Origin of the sequence: Streptomyces sp. NPDC102279 (assembly GCF_044766365.1) — a bacterium.
Classification (GTDB): domain Bacteria; phylum Actinomycetota; class Actinomycetes; order Streptomycetales; family Streptomycetaceae; genus Streptomyces.
Genome location: NZ_JBIWLU010000010.1, coordinates 113,086 through 127,995, shown reverse-complemented (window position 1 = coordinate 127,995; position 14,910 = coordinate 113,086). Strand labels below are relative to the sequence as shown.

The window sequence follows — 14,910 nt, the reverse complement described above, 5'->3', positions numbered from 1 at the left end:
TTCCCCCACGCCCCCGTGGTACCGCCGACCTCGCAGGCTAGCCGCAGGTCCCCGCACACGACAGAGGCCCTTCACGGGCACAGCGGCCCGCCTATCCTTTTCCCAGCGCGTCCCAGCGTTCCACTTCCCCTGCACCGACGGAGCACCATCCATGTACTTCACCGACCGCGGCATCGAGGAACTTGAGAAGCGGCGCGGCGAGGAAGAGGTCACCTTCGAGTGGCTCGCCGAGCAGTTGCGTACGTTCGTCGACCTCAACCCGGACTTCGAGGTCCCGGTGGAGCGGCTGGCGACGTGGCTGGCCCGGCTGGACGACGACGAGGACGAGGAGGACGAGGAGTAAGCCCCTCGTCCGGTCCGCGGCCCCTCGTCCGGCCTGACCTCTTGCCCTCGTCGGCTCACGTCCGTCCGAGGCAGCCGGCCCTCGCGAGGGGGCTGTCAGGAGCGGGCGCGCAGGCGGTCGTACGCGAGGCCGAGGGCGCCGCGGGCCGTCAGGACCGAACCGGCGACGATCCAGCCGCCGCCGCGGTGCCGCAGTCCCCAGGCGGTGAGCGGGAGGCCCAGCGCCAGCTGGGCGACGGCGAGGGCGCGGGCTCGCCGACCGCGCAGCCAGGGTCCGAGGGCGCCGCGCTCCACGACGTCGAGTTCGGCTCCGACGGCGCCGCGCCAGCCGGCCCACTCGACCTGTTCCGCGTCGGGCAGGATCCGGGCGGCGCCACGGAGCCGGTCGGCGGGCTCCCCCGGGGCGAGACCGGCCGGGAGGAGCAGCTCCGCGCGCGTGAGGACGGCGAGCAGCCCCCGTACGCGTGCCGGGGCGTCGGCCTCCGGATCGGGTCGTGTCAGCGGCTCCAGGGCCTGCACGTCGAGGACCGGGTCGAGCCCGAGGCGGGCGGCGAAGGTGCGCATCGCCTCGTCCTCGCCGACCGGGGTGCCGTCGGCGAGCCATTCGTAGCCCACCGGCCGGCGGAATCCGGACGCCAGGGAGAAGCCGCTGCGGTCGGTGTCCCACCACAGGGCGAGGACGGGCCAGGGGGCGCCCACGGCCAGTGCCGTGGCCCAGCCGGTGAGCACGCGGTCGACGGGTTCCGCACTGTCCTGCCAGGGCTTTCCCTCGGGAACCAGCAGGCTCCACTCGGCCCCCGCTCCGGCGAGCACCATCCGCTCGCGCAGCAGCGTGGCCGCCGGGCCGACGGCCTCGGGACGGGCCCGGCACAGCAGGAGGGCGCCAGGGGCCCGGGCCGGACGCCGGTCCGGCGGGCGGTCGTCCCATGGCGTGCCGGAGGCAGTCGACATGGTGCCACTTTAGGGGGATTTGCCCACTTCAGCGCAGCGATGGCACCGGAACGGGTGTCTTGACTTTCCGTATCCGCGATATATCGTGAATAGCGCTAGACGCGATATGGCGCGTCGAGTTCGGGCCCGCCAGCGGGTCCGGCCCGGTCGAGGAGGTCTGCACCATGTCCGAGTGGTCCGTGGCAGAGCCGAAGAAGCTCTCCTTCGACGACCCGGTGACGACGCTGCGCGTGCGCGTCGTCAACGGAACAGTGAACGTCGTGGGGACCGACGAGGGTTCCGCGCGCCTGGAAGTGTCCGAACTGGAGGGGCCTCCGCTCCAGGTCGCCCACAAGGACGGCACGCTCACCGTGGCCTATGAGGATCTGCCCTGGAAGGGCTTCCTCAAGTGGTTCGACACCAAGGGCTGGCGCCGCTCGGCGGTGGTCTCGCTGGCCGTTCCGGCCGGCACCCGCGTCGAGGTGGGCGTGGTGGGCGCCGCCGCCGTGCTCTCCGGAGTGGACGGACGGGTCGAGGTGAAGGGCGTCAGCGGTGACACGACCCTCGTCCGCGTCGCCGGCCCGACCCACGTCACCACCGTCTCCGGAAACCTGGAGGCCCAGGCCGTCACGGGCGACCTGCGTTTCAACTCCGTCTCGGGCGACCTGACCGTCGTCGAGGGCTCCGGCTCCTCCGTGCGGGCCGAGTCGGTGAGCGGCTCGATGATCGTCGACCTCGACGCCACGGGCGCCCCGACGGACGTCCAGCTGTCGAACGTCTCGGGCGAGATCGCCATACGGCTCCCGCACCCGGCGGACGCGGAGGTGGAGGCCAACACCGCGAGCGGTACCGTCTCCAGCGCCTTCGAGGACCTCCGCGTCGGCGGCCAGTGGGGCGCCAAGAAGATCACCGGCCGGCTCGGCGCGGGCAACGGCCGGCTGAAGGCGGTGACCGTCTCGGGCTCCATCGCCCTGCTGCGCCGGCCCCCGGCGGAGGAGGAACCCTTCGAGGACGCCCCGAAGGCCACGGACCCCCCGAGGCCCACGGGCACTCCCGAGGCCACCGACCTGACGAAGGGCACGGACGGCCCCGGGACGGCAGGACCGGACGACGCCACCGCGAGCGACGGTTCCGGCGAAGGCCGCCCGGCCGACACCCCGACCGACAAGAAGGTGCTCTGAGATGGCTCCCGTCTTCGCCCACGGCCGACTGCGCCTGTACCTCCTCAAGCTGCTGGAGGAGGCGCCGCGCCACGGGTACGAGGTGATCCGGCTCCTGGAGGAGCGTTTCCAGGGGCTGTACGCACCCTCGGCGGGCACCGTCTATCCCCGGCTCGCCAAGCTGGAGGCCGAGGGGCTCGTCACGCACACCTCCGAGGGCGGCCGCAAGGTGTACGCGATCACCGACGCGGGCCGCGCCGAACTGGCCGACCGCAGTGGCGAGCTGGCCGACCTCGAACTGGAGATCCGCGAATCCGTCGCGGAGCTGGCGGCGGAGATCCGCGCCGACGTGCGAGGCGCGGCCGGTGACCTGCGACGCGAGATGCGGGCCGCGGCCACGGAGGCACGGCGCGGCGGCGCGAAGGGCGCGGCCGGCGCCGAGCGGCACGACTCCGCGGCGGGTGGCTCCGGCGGCGTGGACGACTTCCAGGACAGGGAGTCCTGGCGGGCGGCCAAGGAGGAGATGCGGCGCGTCCGGCAGGAGTGGAAGGAGCAGGCCCGCCGCGCGAAGGACGAGAGCCGCCGCGCCCGTGACGAGGCCCAGCGCGCCCGCCGCCAGGCCAAGGAGGCCCAGGAGCGGGCCCGCGCCCAGGCGCAGGAGGAGATGCAGCGCATGGCCAAGCGCGTCCAGGACCAGGTTCAGGACCACTTCGCGCGGGGCGACTGGCCGACGGGCGTCCGCGAGGGGTTGACCGAACTCGCCAAGGAGTTCGGCGACTTCGGGAAGAACTTCGGCAAGGACCTGGGGAAGGACTTCGGCAAGGAGTTCGGCTTCGGCCGCACCCCGTCCGGCGCCCCCGCCGAGCCGGAGTACACGGCCACCCCGGAGGACTTCCCCGCGGAGTACGAACCCTCCTGGGCCCACGAGGACTCCACCGGCAACCCGGCCCGCGACCTGGACCGCCTCCTGGACCGCTTCCGCGACGAGATCCGCGACGCGTCCCGCGACCACGGCGTGACGGAAGCCCAACTCCAGGACACCCGGCGCCACTTGTCGGCAGCGGCGGCGCACATCGCATCGACCCTGAGAAGCAGGCGGGTGTAGCCGACCGGGCAGGTCGGCCGCGATCCCGGCCGGATTCCGGCCCCGTCCGCCGAAGGCCCGGTCGAGCGACCGGGCCGACAGGCGGACCGGCCAGGCCCGAACGGGGGCGCGAGCCGGCCGGCCGGTGGCCGAACGGGAACACCGGTGCGCGAGCCGGCCGGCCGGAAGCCGACCCGGGACACCTGTGCGCGAGCCGAGCGGCCGGGCGCGCCCTGTCCATCCGTCGGCGCCGGCCACTGCCCGGCGCATCCTCACGGACGAGCGGCACGTGCGCGCGGTCCGAGCACCTCGGCCGACCCCGGGCAGACCGCACCTGAGTCACCGCCCCGGCACGGACGGAAGCCACCGGTGCGCGAGCCGAACGGCGAGCACGCCCTGTCCATCCGTCGGCGCCGGCCACTGCCCGGCGCATCCTCACGGACGAGCGGCACGTGCGCGCGCGGCCCGCGCACCTCGGCCGACCCCGGGCAGACCGCACCTGAGTCACCACCCCGGCACGGACGGAAGCCACCGGTGCGCGAGCCGAGCGGCGGGCACGGCCTGTCCACCTGTCGGCGCCGGCCACTGCCCGGCGCATCCTCACGGACGAGCGGCACGTGCGCGCGGTCCGAGCACCTCGGCCGACCCCGGGCAGACCGCACCTGAGTCACCACCCCGGCACGGACGGATGCCACTAGGCCGCACACCGGGGACCGGGCTCGGCGCACCGGGTGAGCCGGCCGACCGCCGGCTCACCCTCCCCTCGCCCCGCTCCCCTCGCCCCCTCCCTCCGGCTCCCCTCCCTCCGGCTCCCCTCACCCCGCCTCCGCCACCGAGCCCCCCTCTCCGTACAGCAGGCGGGTCACCGAGGCGTGGGTGACGCCGTGGTCGGCGAGGACCTCGGACGCCAGGCCGCCTTGCAGGGTGACAGCCAGGAGCAGGTGCTCGTCTCCGATGTGGCGGTCCCGGCGGGCCACGGCGACGCGCAGGGACCGGGTCAGGACATCCTTGGCGCTCTGGCCGAAGGGCCGTCGCCCGGCACGGCGGCCGTTCACACCCCGCCCACCCCTCTCCAGCGCCCCTTCGCCGTGCGCCTCCTCGACCCGGGCGACGATCTCCGACAGGTCGATGCCGAGTCCGGAGAGGGCGTCCGCGTCGGCACGGGACAGCCCGCCCCGGCGGCGGGCCTCGGCGAGGTCCCGTTCCAGCGACTCCCGCGGCCCGGCCGACCTCAGCGACCCGAGGGCGAAGGAGCCCCGGCTTCCCTCCCGGTCGAGGAGGGCGAGCAGCAGGTGCTCCTCCTCCACCGTCGCGGCCCCCACCCGCTCGGAGTGCGACACCGCCCCCGTGACGACGGCCCGCGCGTCCTTCGTGAAGCGTTCGAACATCACTGCCTCCCGTACTTCTTGTGCACGGCCTGCCTGGTCACTCCGAGTTCCGCGGCGATCTCCTGCCACGACCAGCCCTGATTGCGCGCACTGCGCACCTGTACCGCTTCCAACTGCTCCAGCAGCCTCCGCAGCGCGGAGACCGCCCGCAGCCCGACCCGCGGATCGCGATCACCCGCGCGCTCGGCAAGATCCGTTGCTTCGGTCATGATGTCAACTTACGTTGACAGAACCTCCGTGTCAACCAAAATTGACACCGGGCGGGTGCGCGGACGCGGACATGGACATGGACATGGACAGCGAAACGGCGGGCCCGGAACCCGGACCCGCCGCACGCATCGGCTCTCGCCGGTCCCCGGTCAGCTCCCCGTCAGCACGATCTTGCCGAAGTGGTCACCGGCCTCCAGTCGCTCGAACCCCTCGCGGGCCCGGTCGAGCGGCAGCACCTCGTCGATGACCGGCCGTACGCCGGTGGTGGCGCAGAACGCCAGCAGGTCCTCCAGCTCGTCCTTCGTGCCCATGGTGGAGCCGACGACCTTGAGTTCGAGGAAGAAGATGCGCGTCAGCTCGGCGTGCGAGGGCCGGTCCCCGCTGGTGGCGCCGGTGATGACGACGGTGCCGCCGGGACGCAGCGACTTGATCGAGTGGGACCAGGTGGCCGCGCCGACCGTCTCGATGACGGCGTCCACACGCTGCGGCAGCCGCGCCCCGGACTCCAGCGCCTCGACCGCACCGAGTTCGAGCGCCCGCTTCCGCTTGGCCTCGTCGCGGCTGGTGGCGAACATCCGCAGGCCGGCGGCCTTCCCGAGCACGATCGCCGCGGTGGCGACACCGCCGCCGGCGCCCTGCACGAGCACGGAGTCGCCGGGCCGTACCCCGGAGTTGGTGAACAGCATGCGGTACGCCGTCAGCCAGGCGGTCGGCAGGCAGGCGGCCTGCTCGAAGGAGAGCTCGCGGGGCTTGGGCAGGACGTTCCAGGTCGGTACGGAGACCTGCTCGGCGAAGGTCCCCTGGTAGCGCTCGGTGAGGATGGAGCGGGGTTCCGTGGGGCCGACCCCGTGGCCGGTCTGGCCGATGACGGAGTGCAGGACGACCTCGTTGCCGTCCTGGTCGACTCCGGCGGCGTCGCAGCCGAGGATCATCGGGAGTTTGTCCTCGGCGAGACCGACTCCGCGCAGCGACCACAGGTCGTGGTGGTTGAGGGAGGCGGCCCGTACGTTCACGGTGGTCCAGCCAGGCCTCTGTTCGGGAGCCGGACGCTCCCCCAACTCCAGGCCGTTCAGCGGCTGGTCACGGTCGATTCGGGCGGCATAGGCAGCGAACATGGCCCCGACGATAGGCTCCGCCCACTCCCGGCGGAACCGCCCTCCCGTGTGACACGCGTCCCGGCCCCGGATCGGCCCCGGATCATCTCTGGAGCACAAACGTTCTTCGCCCTCGCCCCCGCCCCCGGACCCGCCTCCCCTCCCCGTCCCGTGACGGGGGCGGCAACCCCGGATACGGGACAGGGGCGGCCGGGGCGAAAACAATGACCCCGCCGGGAGGAAGCCTCCCGGCGGGGTCACGGCGAACGCGTGCCTCAGCGGCGGGCCACACCTTCCGCACGGGCGGCGGCGGCCACAGCGGCCGTCACCGCGGGCGCCACCCGCTCGTCGAACGGCGAGGGAATGACGTAGTCCGCGGCGAGGTCGTCACCGACGACCGCGGCCAGCGCCTCTGCGGCGGCGATCTTCATGGCCTCGGTGATCCGGGAGGCCCGGACCTGGAGGGCACCGGCGAAGATGCCGGGGAACGCCAGCACGTTGTTGATCTGGTTCGGGAAGTCCGACCGCCCGGTCGCGACGACGGCCGCGTACTTGTGGGCGACCTCGGGGTGCACCTCGGGGTTCGGGTTGGCCATCGCGAACACGAAGGCGCCCTCCGCCATGGAGGCGATCGCCGGCTCCGGGACCGTACCGCCGGAGACGCCGATGAAGACGTCGGCGCCCGCGAGAGCGGACTCCAGCGAACCGGAGAGCCCGGCCTTGTTGGTGATCTCGGCGAGCTCCCGCTTGACGTCCGTGAGGTCGTCCCGGTCGCGTGACACGACGCCCTTGCGGTCGGCGACCGCGACATCGCCGATGCCCGCCTCCAGCAGGAACTTGGCGATGGCCACACCGGCCGCGCCCGCACCGGAGATCACCGCGCGCAGCGATCCGATGGAGCGTCCGGTCAGCCGGGCGGCGTTGCGCAGGGCGGCGAGCGTGACGACCGCGGTTCCGTGCTGGTCGTCGTGGAAGACGGGGATGTCCAGGCGCTCCTGGAGCTTCCGCTCGATCTCGAAGCACCGGGGCGCCGAGATGTCCTCCAGGTTGATTCCGCCGAAGGAGGGCGCGAGCCGGGCCACGGTCTCGACGATCTCGTCGACACCGGTGCAGGCGAGCGCGATCGGGACCGCGTCGACGCCGCCGAACTGCTTGAAGAGGATGGCCTTGCCCTCCATGACGGGGAGCGAGGCCTCGGGGCCGATGTCACCGAGCCCGAGCACGGCCGTTCCGTCGGTCACGACGGCGACCACGGACGACTTCCACGTGTAGTCGTGGACGAGTTCCGGCTGCTCGGCGATCGCGCTGCACACCTTCGCGACGCCGGGCGTGTAAGCCAGGGACAGGTCGTCCTTGTTGCGGACCGGCACGGTGGCTTGCACAGCCATCTTGCCGCCGCGGTGCAGCGCGAAAGCCGGGTCGAAGGAGTCGAGGGGCTCCGCCCCGTCTTCCTGATCCGTACTGCTGTCGCTGCGAGGATTGACGATCTCCGCTGCCACTTTGTTTTACCCCTTAAGTCTTCAGTGTCTGAGGGTGACCACTCCTGGTTGAGGGGTGGGCGGGCACCGCGCAGGCCCTGCCGCCGTGGTTGCGTACGGGCGGCTGCGCGACGGGCGCGCCGCACACGCGCCCTGAGCCCCGGATGAGGGGTGTAAAGAACCTTCTTACCCGACGCACCGTGTCGCGGACGAGTCCATAACGCCAAGATCACACGCCGGTGAGATGACTCATGCCTGGATTCGTTGACAATTCAGGACAAGGGATCATTCGGCCCAGGCCGCGTAATAGCGGCCGTCCGCGCCGCGGGATGCGCCGAAGATCTTCCGGTCGGAAGAAGAGATTCCCGCACAAGATCCGGTCAGGCAGTACTGACCCGTGGCGGTTCGGGGGTCACCCGTTATCCGATTTTGACATAGCGGGCACCCTGAATGCCGCGGTCCGAATGGCAAGATGCCGTCATCACACGAGGTCGCGACACCCGAAGGTGTGTGTTCTCGTCGACCTGTCGGCTACTCCCTCATCCGCCGGAGGACCCTCATGACCGCACGCACCACCCGTCGTACCACCGCCGCGCAGTCCCGGATAGCAGCGGCCGGTGCGATCGCGGTCGCCGGCGCCCTTATCCTCACCGGCTGCGGTGACCAGACCGACAAGAGCGGCAGCTCCACGGAGTCGGCCAAGAGCAACAGTGCCCCGCTGTTCTCCAAGCTGCCCAAGAAGATCCAGGACGCGGGCGTCATCAAGGTCGGCACGAACGCCGAGTACGCCCCCATGGAGTCGACCGACGGCGGCAAGATCGTCGGCGTCGACCCCGACCTGGCTGACGCGCTGGCCAAGCAGCTCGGCGTGAAGTTCACCTTCACCTCGGGCTCCTTCGACGGCCTGATCACGGCCGTCAACTCCGGCCGCTACGACATCGCCATGTCGTCCATCACGGACAACAAGCAGCGCCAGGAAGGCCTCGACGACAAGGGCAAGAAGCTCGGCGAGGGCGTCGACTTCGTCGACTACTTCACGGCCGGTACGGCCATCTACGTGAAGAAGGGCAACCCCAAGGGCATCAAGGGCATCGAGGACCTGTGCGGTCAGACGGCCGCGGTGCAGCGGGGAACCACGTACGAGACGGCCCTCCAGGACCAGTCGAAGAAGTGTAAGGACGCGGGCAAGAAGGCCATCAACATCGAGTCGTTCGAGAACGACACGGAGGCCCAGACCCGCGTGAAGTCCGGCGGCGCCGTCGCCGGCATCAACGACTACCCGGTGGCGGTCGACCTGGCCAACAAGGCCGACGGCGGCAAGGCCTTCGAGGTCATCAACAAGCAGTACGACGCCGGCCCGTTCGGCATCGTCCTCAACAAGAAGAACACCGAACTCCGTGACGTCCTGAAGGAAGCCGTCGACGCGATCATCAAGGACGGCTCGTACCAGAAGGTGCTGGAGAAGTGGGGCGCCCAGTCCGGCGCGATCGAGCAGTCCGCCGTCAACGGCGGCAAGTAAGCCCGAGCGCACCACTGAAGGGCAGTCACATGACTGACAATCTCGACAAGTCCCCCGAGGACACCCCGCCTCCGGGCGGCACGGCGACGAAGGACGCGGCTTCCGGGCCGCCTCCGGAGTCCATCAAGGCGATTCCCGTCCGGCACTACGGCCGGTGGGTCAGCGCCGTCGTCGTCGTCGTGCTCCTGGTGGCGCTCGGCTACGCGTTCTCGCAGGGCAACATCCAGTGGCACACGGTCGGTGACCAGCTCTTCGTGTCCAGCGTCGTCCAGGGCGCCGGCCGCACGTTGCTGATCAGCGTGCTCGCCATGATCGTGGGTGTGGTGCTGGGCATCATCCTGGCGGTGATGCGGCTCTCGAAGAACCCTGTGACCAGCACGGTCGCGTGGCTGTACATCTGGTTCTTCCGCGGCACCCCGGTCTACGTCCAGCTGCTGCTCTGGTTCAACCTGGCGCTGATCTTCCCGGTCCTGAATCTCGGTCCGATCTACAAGAACGAGATGACGGACGTCATGACTCCGTTCATGTGCGCCCTGCTGGGTCTCGGTCTGAACGAGGCCGCGTACATGGCCGAGATCTGCCGCGCCGGCCTGCTGGCCGTGGACGAGGGCCAGACGGAGGCGTCGCACGCCCTGGGCATGAGCCACACCAAGACGCTGTTCCGGATCGTGATCCCCCAGGCGATGCGCGTCATCGTGCCGCCGACGGGCAACGAGTTCATCAACATGCTGAAGACCTCGTCGCTGGTGTACGCGGTCACGTACAACGAACTCCTGCGTTCCACCTCGGCGATCGGCTCCACGTCGTACGCCGTCATGGAGATGCTGTTCGTCGCCTCGATCTGGTACCTGGCCATGACCAGCGTGTTCAGCGTCTTCCAGTACTACCTGGAGCGCTACTACGCACGCGGTTCCAGCCGCAGCCTGCCGCCGACCGTCTTCCACAAGATCAAGGTGAACATGCTCGGTCTCGGCCGCGAGAGGGGCAACGCATGACCGCGATGGTGAAGTCCGAGGGCGTCCACAAGTCCTTCGGTCCGGTGGAGGTCCTCAAGGGCATCGACCTGGAGGTGAACACCGGTGAGGTGTTCTGCCTGATCGGTCCGTCCGGCTCCGGCAAGTCGACCTTCCTGCGGTGCATCAACCACCTGGAGAAGATCAACGCCGGCCGGCTGTACGTCGACGGCGAGCTGGTCGGCTACCGCCAGAAGGGCGACAAGCTCTACGAGCTGAAGGACAGCGAGGTCGCGCTGAAGCGCCGGGACATCGGCATGGTCTTCCAGCGCTTCAACCTGTTCCCGCACATGACGGCCATAGAGAACATCATGGAAGCGCCGATCCAGGTGAAGGGCGCGAAGAAGTCGGACGCCCACCACCGGGCGATGGAGCTGCTCGAACGGGTCGGCCTGGGCGACAAGGCGCGCAGCTATCCCTCGCAGCTCTCCGGCGGCCAGCAGCAGCGTGTGGCGATCGCCCGCGCGCTGGCGATGGACCCGAAGCTGATGCTCTTCGACGAGCCCACCTCGGCCCTGGACCCGGAGCTGGTCGGTGACGTCCTCGACGTCATGCGCGACCTCGCCGAGTCCGGCATGACGATGATCGTCGTCACGCACGAGATGGGCTTCGCCCGCGAGGTCGGGGACAGCCTGGTCTTCATGGACGGCGGTGTGGTCGTCGAGTCCGGCAACCCGCGCGACGTCCTGACGGACCCGCAGCACGAGCGCACCAAGTCGTTCCTGTCGAAGGTCCTCTGACCGGAAGACCTTCCTCGCGCGACGTGCGGCGAGGTCCGGAGGAAAAGGGGCGGTACGGGATTCCCGTACCGCCCCTTCCGTCTGACGCGGCGGCGCGCCGCGCGGTTACTTGACCGCCAGTACCAGCGCGTCCGAGGGCGAGCGCCACACCGGGCGGGCCTCCGCGAAGCCCTTCTCGCGCAGCACGCGCGCGTGCCAGTCGGCGGAGGGGGTGTCGCCGTCGGCGTGCTCGCCGTAGATCTCGAAGCGGCGGGCGGTGGGTCCGGCGAGGACGGGGTCCTGCGCGGCCACCTTCCACCACTCGGCCCAGTCGAGGGCGCCGGTGTCCCTGGCCCGGTCCATCCGGGCGTGCCGCAGGGCGCGGTCCGCCGCGTTGATCCGGGGCGTGGTCTCGTCGATCATGTGGTCGGCGTTCATGAAGACACCGCCGTCGCGGACGAGTTCCGCGATCCGACCGTAGAGGGCCGCGAGGGGTTCGCTGTGCAGCCAGTGCAGGGCCGTGGCGGTCAGCACGGCGTCGTACGTGTCGTACGGCAGCCGGGTGCGCCACTCGGGGTCCTTGAGATCGGCCGTCACGAAGGAGACCCGGTCGTCGCCGGCGAAGGTGCCCTCGGCGATGGTGAGCAGCGCGGGGTCGAGGTCGACGCCGGTGCTGGTGGCTCCGGGGAGGCGGTCGAGCAGCCGGGCGGTGATGGTGCCGGTGCCGCAGGCCAGGTCGAGGACGCGGGGAGCGGGTCCGACGAGCGCCTCGGTCATGTCGAGCATCACCGTGAAGCGGTCCTCGCGGTCCGGCATGTACCACTCCTGCTGACGGTCCCAGCTCCGCTGCCAGGCCTGCCAGTCCGTTCCGGTGCCTATGGCCATGAAAGCCCCTCCTCCACTCGACCACGTAATACCCTGTAAGCACGATCATCTGTTACCTGACCGCCGTCACGACGATAGAGCCCCTCCGTAAGGACTACAAGTGGAACTGGCCTATTACGCGGATTACGCCGTCCGCCTCGTCAACAGCGAGGAACCGGCCCGCGGCAAAGACACGCTGACCTCGGTCGAGGCCGTCCGTGACCTGTTCGGGAGCAACGCGTCGGCGGCCCGCCGCGCCGCGGAGGCGGACGTCACCCGCTTCCGCTCCGTGCGGGCCCGGCTGCGCGCGGTCTTCGAGGCGGCCGACGGCGGCGACGAGACCCTCGCGGTGGACCTGCTGAACTCGCTGCTCCTGGAGTTCCCGGTGAGCCCGCAGATCTCCGGGCACGACCACCGGGACGACGACGGCCGCCCGCTGTGGCACATGCACCTGGCGGACCACCCGTCGAACGCGACAGCGGGCTACGCGGCGATCGCGTCGATGGGCCTGGCCTTCCACCTCACCGAGCACGGCGTGGACCGGCTCGGCCTGTGCGAGGCGGCACCCTGCCGCAACGCCTATCTGGACACCTCGACCAACCGCTCCCGGCGCTACTGCTCGGACCGCTGCGCGACCCGCGCCAACGTCGCGGCCTACCGGGCCCGCAAGCGTCTGGAGGCCGACCGGGCGGAGAGCACCGGCCTGGCGGCGACCAGCACCCAGCGGGCGACGGCGAACGGCGAGCGCTGACCGGCCGGCGGCCGGAACCGGAACCGCACCTTCCCGAGGACGAGGTCCTCGGGAACGGTTCCGTAGTCGGTGCTGTCCCCGCCCGCGTACCCGTTGTCGCCCAGCACCCACCAGCCGCCCTCGCGCCGCTCCGCGATCCGCTTCACGACGAGCAGGTCCTGCTGGAAGGGGTGCCGCAGGACGACCACGTCGCCCGGCCCCACCCGCGCACCCCACTGCACCACGAGCCGATCCCCGTGCTGGAGCGTGGGCACCATGGACGGGCCCGTCACCTCCGCCGCCCCGAACGGCAGCAGGGCCCTCCCCCGCTCGGTCTCCTGCGACAGCTCCGGCATCACCGGCACCTCCCCGGTTCCATCCTCCACCAGTCCCAGTCTCACCCTGGACTTTTGTCCTAAGCCCATGGGGGCACTCGCGAAAACAGGTCTCCTACGGAGTAATGTCCCACCTGAGAAGACGATCACGAGGAAGGACAGCTCAATGCTCTCCCGCCTGTTTGCCCCCAAGGTGAAGGTCAGCGCGCACTGCGACCTGCCCTGCGGCGTGTACGACCCGGCCCAGGCCCGCATCGAGGCGGAGTCGGTGAAGGCCGTCCAGGAAAAGATGGCCGGAAACGACGACGCGCAGTTCCAGACGCGCGCCGTCGTCATCAAGGAGCAGCGCGCCGAGCTCGCCAAGCACCACGTGTCGGTGCTCTGGAGCGACTACTTCAAGCCCCCGCACTTCGAGAAGTACCCGGAGCTGCACCAGCTGGTCAACGACACCCTGAAGGCCCTTTCGGCCGCCAAGGCGTCCGCCGACCCGGCGACCGGCCAGAAGGCCCTCGACTACATCGCCCAGATCGACAAGATCTTCTGGGAGACCAAGCAGGCCTGACCCCGGTTCTCCGGGGTGCCGGGCCTCCGGGTCCGGCCGCGCCGACCTGCGGTTCGTCCGGCCGCACGTCTCGCGACACGCACCTGGTCCGCGGGCCACCGAACTCGGTGGCCCGGCGGTCCGGGTGCGTTCTGCTGTCACGGTCACGCGGGCAGCCGGCGCAGTTCGATCACACGCAGGCCGAGCGCCTGGAACCGGCTGAGCAGCCCGTGCAGGTGGGCGTCGTCGATGACGTGGCCGAAGAACAGCGTCTGTTCCGCCGTGGGCACGCTGTCCAGTTCCGAGAACGCCGAGGCGAGCGTGTCCGACACGATGCCGGCGACGCGGAATTCGTAGCGCATACGAGCACTTCCCTCAGGACCGGGGTTCGGGGTCCGGGTCCGCCGGGGTCCGCCGCGATCCCCTGTCATCGTGTGCCCTGCGGGCAATCCTCAGCTCACCCGCCGGGGGTGAGGCGGTCGTGCGGCCCGTCGACGCACTGTGGTCGAGCGTGGCGATGTCGTACGACGACAGGAGTTCGACCATGAACGGCTCTACGCTCGACCTGGCAGCGGACTATCCCCTGCTGAACGTCTTCTGGACCACGATGTGGTTCTTCCTGTGGATCCTGTGGTTCATGCTGCTCTTCCGCGTCATCGGGGACATCTTCCGGGACGACGAGCTGAACGGCTGGGGCAAGGCCGGCTGGTGCGTCTTCGTCGTGATCCTGCCCTTCCTCGGCATCTTCGTGTACCTGATCGCGCGGGGCCGCGGGATGGGCGAACGCGAGGCGAGGCGCATCCAGAAGAGCCAGGAGGACGTGCAGTCCTACATCCGCGACACCGCCGGGACCACCGGCAAGGCCGACGAACTCGCGAAGCTCGCGGAGCTCAAGAGCGGCGGTCACCTCACGTCCGAGGAGTTCGAGCAGGCCAAGGCCAAGGTCCTGGCCGCCTGACCCCTCGTTGCCCCTGACCGCCGGGCCGCCGGCCCGGCGGTCAGTCGGTCAGGGCGTTCGGGGGCCCGTTGTCGGTGGCCCGTGTCATTCTGGGCGGGTGGGAAATCCCAGACTCCTGGAGGACCTGGTCCGGCTGCGCAAGGCCCGTGACCGGATGAACCGCGAGTTCGCGGAGCCGCTGGACATCGCGACGATCGCGCGTACGGCGCTGATGTCGCCGGGCCACTTCCAGCGCAGCTTCCGCGAGGCCTTCGGCGAGACGCCGTACACGTATCTCATGACCCGCCGGATCGAGCGCGCGAAGGCGCTGCTGCGGCGCGGCGACATGACGGTGACGGAGGTGTGCTTCGCGGTGGGGTGCACGTCACTCGGTTCGTTCAGTTCGCGGTTCACGGAGCTGGTCGGCGAGACGCCGAGCGCCTACCGGGCCCGTCCGCACGACCACGGCGCGCCCATCCCGTCCTGCGTGGCCCGCCGGATGACCCGCCCGGCCCGCCACCGCAACCCCGAGGCGGAACCGGGCACGCGCCTCTAGGTTGGACGCC

The 14,910-nt window shown here is 70.6% G+C and carries 18 protein-coding genes; 10 read left to right on the top strand and 8 right to left on the bottom strand.

The features are described from left to right. Positions 1-151 precede the first annotated feature (151 nt). The gene (locus ACIRQH_RS25860; RefSeq protein WP_358815708.1) at positions 152-343 is read left to right on the top strand and encodes a DUF6104 family protein; all 192 of its coding nucleotides are present in this window, start codon (positions 152-154) and stop codon (positions 341-343) included. Positions 344-438: 95 nt separating this feature from the next. Here ACIRQH_RS25860 and ACIRQH_RS25855 read toward each other — a convergent pair whose 3' ends face one another. Beyond that, positions 439-1,293, bottom strand: a complete 855-nt coding sequence (locus ACIRQH_RS25855; RefSeq protein WP_358815707.1) for a hypothetical protein — start codon at positions 1,291-1,293, stop codon at positions 439-441. Between the two features lie 164 nt (positions 1,294-1,457). Here ACIRQH_RS25855 and ACIRQH_RS25850 point away from each other — a divergent pair, with 164 nt between their 5' ends. Further along, positions 1,458-2,453, top strand: a complete 996-nt coding sequence (locus ACIRQH_RS25850) for a DUF4097 family beta strand repeat-containing protein (RefSeq protein WP_358815706.1) — start codon at positions 1,458-1,460, stop codon at positions 2,451-2,453. Between the two features lies 1 nt (position 2,454). After that, on the top strand, positions 2,455-3,537 hold the full coding sequence (locus ACIRQH_RS25845) for a helix-turn-helix transcriptional regulator (RefSeq protein WP_388866728.1): 1,083 nt from the start codon (positions 2,455-2,457) through the stop codon (positions 3,535-3,537). Between the two features lie 794 nt (positions 3,538-4,331). Here ACIRQH_RS25845 and ACIRQH_RS25840 read toward each other — a convergent pair. The 4 genes from ACIRQH_RS25840 to ACIRQH_RS25825 all read right to left on the bottom strand — a co-directional run bounded on the left by ACIRQH_RS25840 (position 4,332) and on the right by ACIRQH_RS25825 (position 7,707). Further along, positions 4,332-4,904, bottom strand: a complete 573-nt coding sequence (locus ACIRQH_RS25840) for a Clp protease N-terminal domain-containing protein (RefSeq protein ID WP_404227067.1) — start codon at positions 4,902-4,904, stop codon at positions 4,332-4,334. Beyond that, on the bottom strand, positions 4,904-5,113 hold the full coding sequence (locus tag ACIRQH_RS25835; RefSeq protein WP_081219377.1) for an HTH domain-containing protein: 210 nt from the start codon (positions 5,111-5,113) through the stop codon (positions 4,904-4,906). Before ACIRQH_RS25835 ends, ACIRQH_RS25840 begins: the two co-directional genes overlap by 1 nt. 150 nt (positions 5,114-5,263) lie before the next feature. Beyond that, positions 5,264-6,229, bottom strand: coding sequence for a zinc-binding dehydrogenase (locus tag ACIRQH_RS25830; RefSeq protein ID WP_358815703.1), 966 nt, complete (start codon positions 6,227-6,229; stop codon positions 5,264-5,266). A gap of 254 nt (positions 6,230-6,483) precedes the next feature. After that, positions 6,484-7,707: an NADP-dependent malic enzyme gene (locus tag ACIRQH_RS25825; RefSeq protein ID WP_358815702.1), complete on the bottom strand. Its 1,224-nt coding sequence runs from the start codon at positions 7,705-7,707 to the stop codon at positions 6,484-6,486. Between the two features lie 538 nt (positions 7,708-8,245). Between ACIRQH_RS25825 and ACIRQH_RS25820 the strand changes: the two genes are divergently transcribed. The 3 genes from ACIRQH_RS25820 to ACIRQH_RS25810 are packed head-to-tail and all read left to right on the top strand — an operon-like array spanning position 8,246 to position 10,958. Further along, positions 8,246-9,205, top strand: coding sequence for an ABC transporter substrate-binding protein (locus tag ACIRQH_RS25820; protein WP_358815701.1), 960 nt, complete (start codon positions 8,246-8,248; stop codon positions 9,203-9,205). 29 nt (positions 9,206-9,234) lie between these two features. Next, a complete protein-coding gene (locus ACIRQH_RS25815) occupies positions 9,235-10,200 on the top strand; it encodes an amino acid ABC transporter permease (protein ID WP_388866741.1) in 966 nt (321 codons plus the stop codon). Next, on the top strand, positions 10,197-10,958 hold the full coding sequence (locus ACIRQH_RS25810) for an amino acid ABC transporter ATP-binding protein (protein WP_358815699.1): 762 nt from the start codon (positions 10,197-10,199) through the stop codon (positions 10,956-10,958). Before ACIRQH_RS25815 ends, ACIRQH_RS25810 begins: the two co-directional genes overlap by 4 nt. Before the next feature lie 105 nt (positions 10,959-11,063). On the opposite strand, the gene ACIRQH_RS25805 is transcribed toward ACIRQH_RS25810, so the two are convergent. Next, on the bottom strand, positions 11,064-11,822 hold the full coding sequence (locus ACIRQH_RS25805; RefSeq protein ID WP_388866744.1) for a class I SAM-dependent methyltransferase: 759 nt from the start codon (positions 11,820-11,822) through the stop codon (positions 11,064-11,066). A 100-nt stretch (positions 11,823-11,922) separates the two neighbouring features. Here ACIRQH_RS25805 and ACIRQH_RS25800 point away from each other — a divergent pair, with 100 nt between their 5' ends. Continuing rightward, positions 11,923-12,552, top strand: coding sequence for a CGNR zinc finger domain-containing protein (locus ACIRQH_RS25800; protein ID WP_358815697.1), 630 nt, complete (start codon positions 11,923-11,925; stop codon positions 12,550-12,552). Here the strand turns inward: ACIRQH_RS25800 and sodX are convergent. Further along, a complete protein-coding gene (sodX, locus tag ACIRQH_RS25795; protein ID WP_358815786.1) occupies positions 12,456-12,887 on the bottom strand; it encodes a nickel-type superoxide dismutase maturation protease in 432 nt (143 codons plus the stop codon). The two genes, ACIRQH_RS25800 and sodX, sit on opposite strands and share 97 nt — an antisense overlap. Before the next feature lie 145 nt (positions 12,888-13,032). On the opposite strand from sodX, the gene sodN reads away from it, so the two are divergent. Next, positions 13,033-13,428, top strand: a complete 396-nt coding sequence (gene sodN, locus ACIRQH_RS25790; RefSeq protein ID WP_329186082.1) for a superoxide dismutase, Ni — start codon at positions 13,033-13,035, stop codon at positions 13,426-13,428. Positions 13,429-13,571: 143 nt separating this feature from the next. On the opposite strand, the gene ACIRQH_RS25785 is transcribed toward sodN, so the two are convergent. Continuing rightward, positions 13,572-13,769 carry a hypothetical protein gene (locus ACIRQH_RS25785; RefSeq protein ID WP_358815696.1) on the bottom strand — a complete coding sequence of 66 codons (198 nt, stop codon included), beginning with the start codon at positions 13,767-13,769 and terminating at the stop codon, positions 13,572-13,574. Positions 13,770-13,951: 182 nt separating this feature from the next. On the opposite strand from ACIRQH_RS25785, the gene ACIRQH_RS25780 reads away from it, so the two are divergent. After that, positions 13,952-14,365: an SHOCT domain-containing protein gene (locus tag ACIRQH_RS25780; RefSeq protein ID WP_358815695.1), complete on the top strand. Its 414-nt coding sequence runs from the start codon at positions 13,952-13,954 to the stop codon at positions 14,363-14,365. A gap of 154 nt (positions 14,366-14,519) precedes the next feature. Further along, the gene (locus ACIRQH_RS25775; protein ID WP_388867073.1) at positions 14,520-14,900 is read left to right on the top strand and encodes a helix-turn-helix transcriptional regulator; all 381 of its coding nucleotides are present in this window, start codon (positions 14,520-14,522) and stop codon (positions 14,898-14,900) included. Positions 14,901-14,910: the final 10 nt, after the last annotated feature.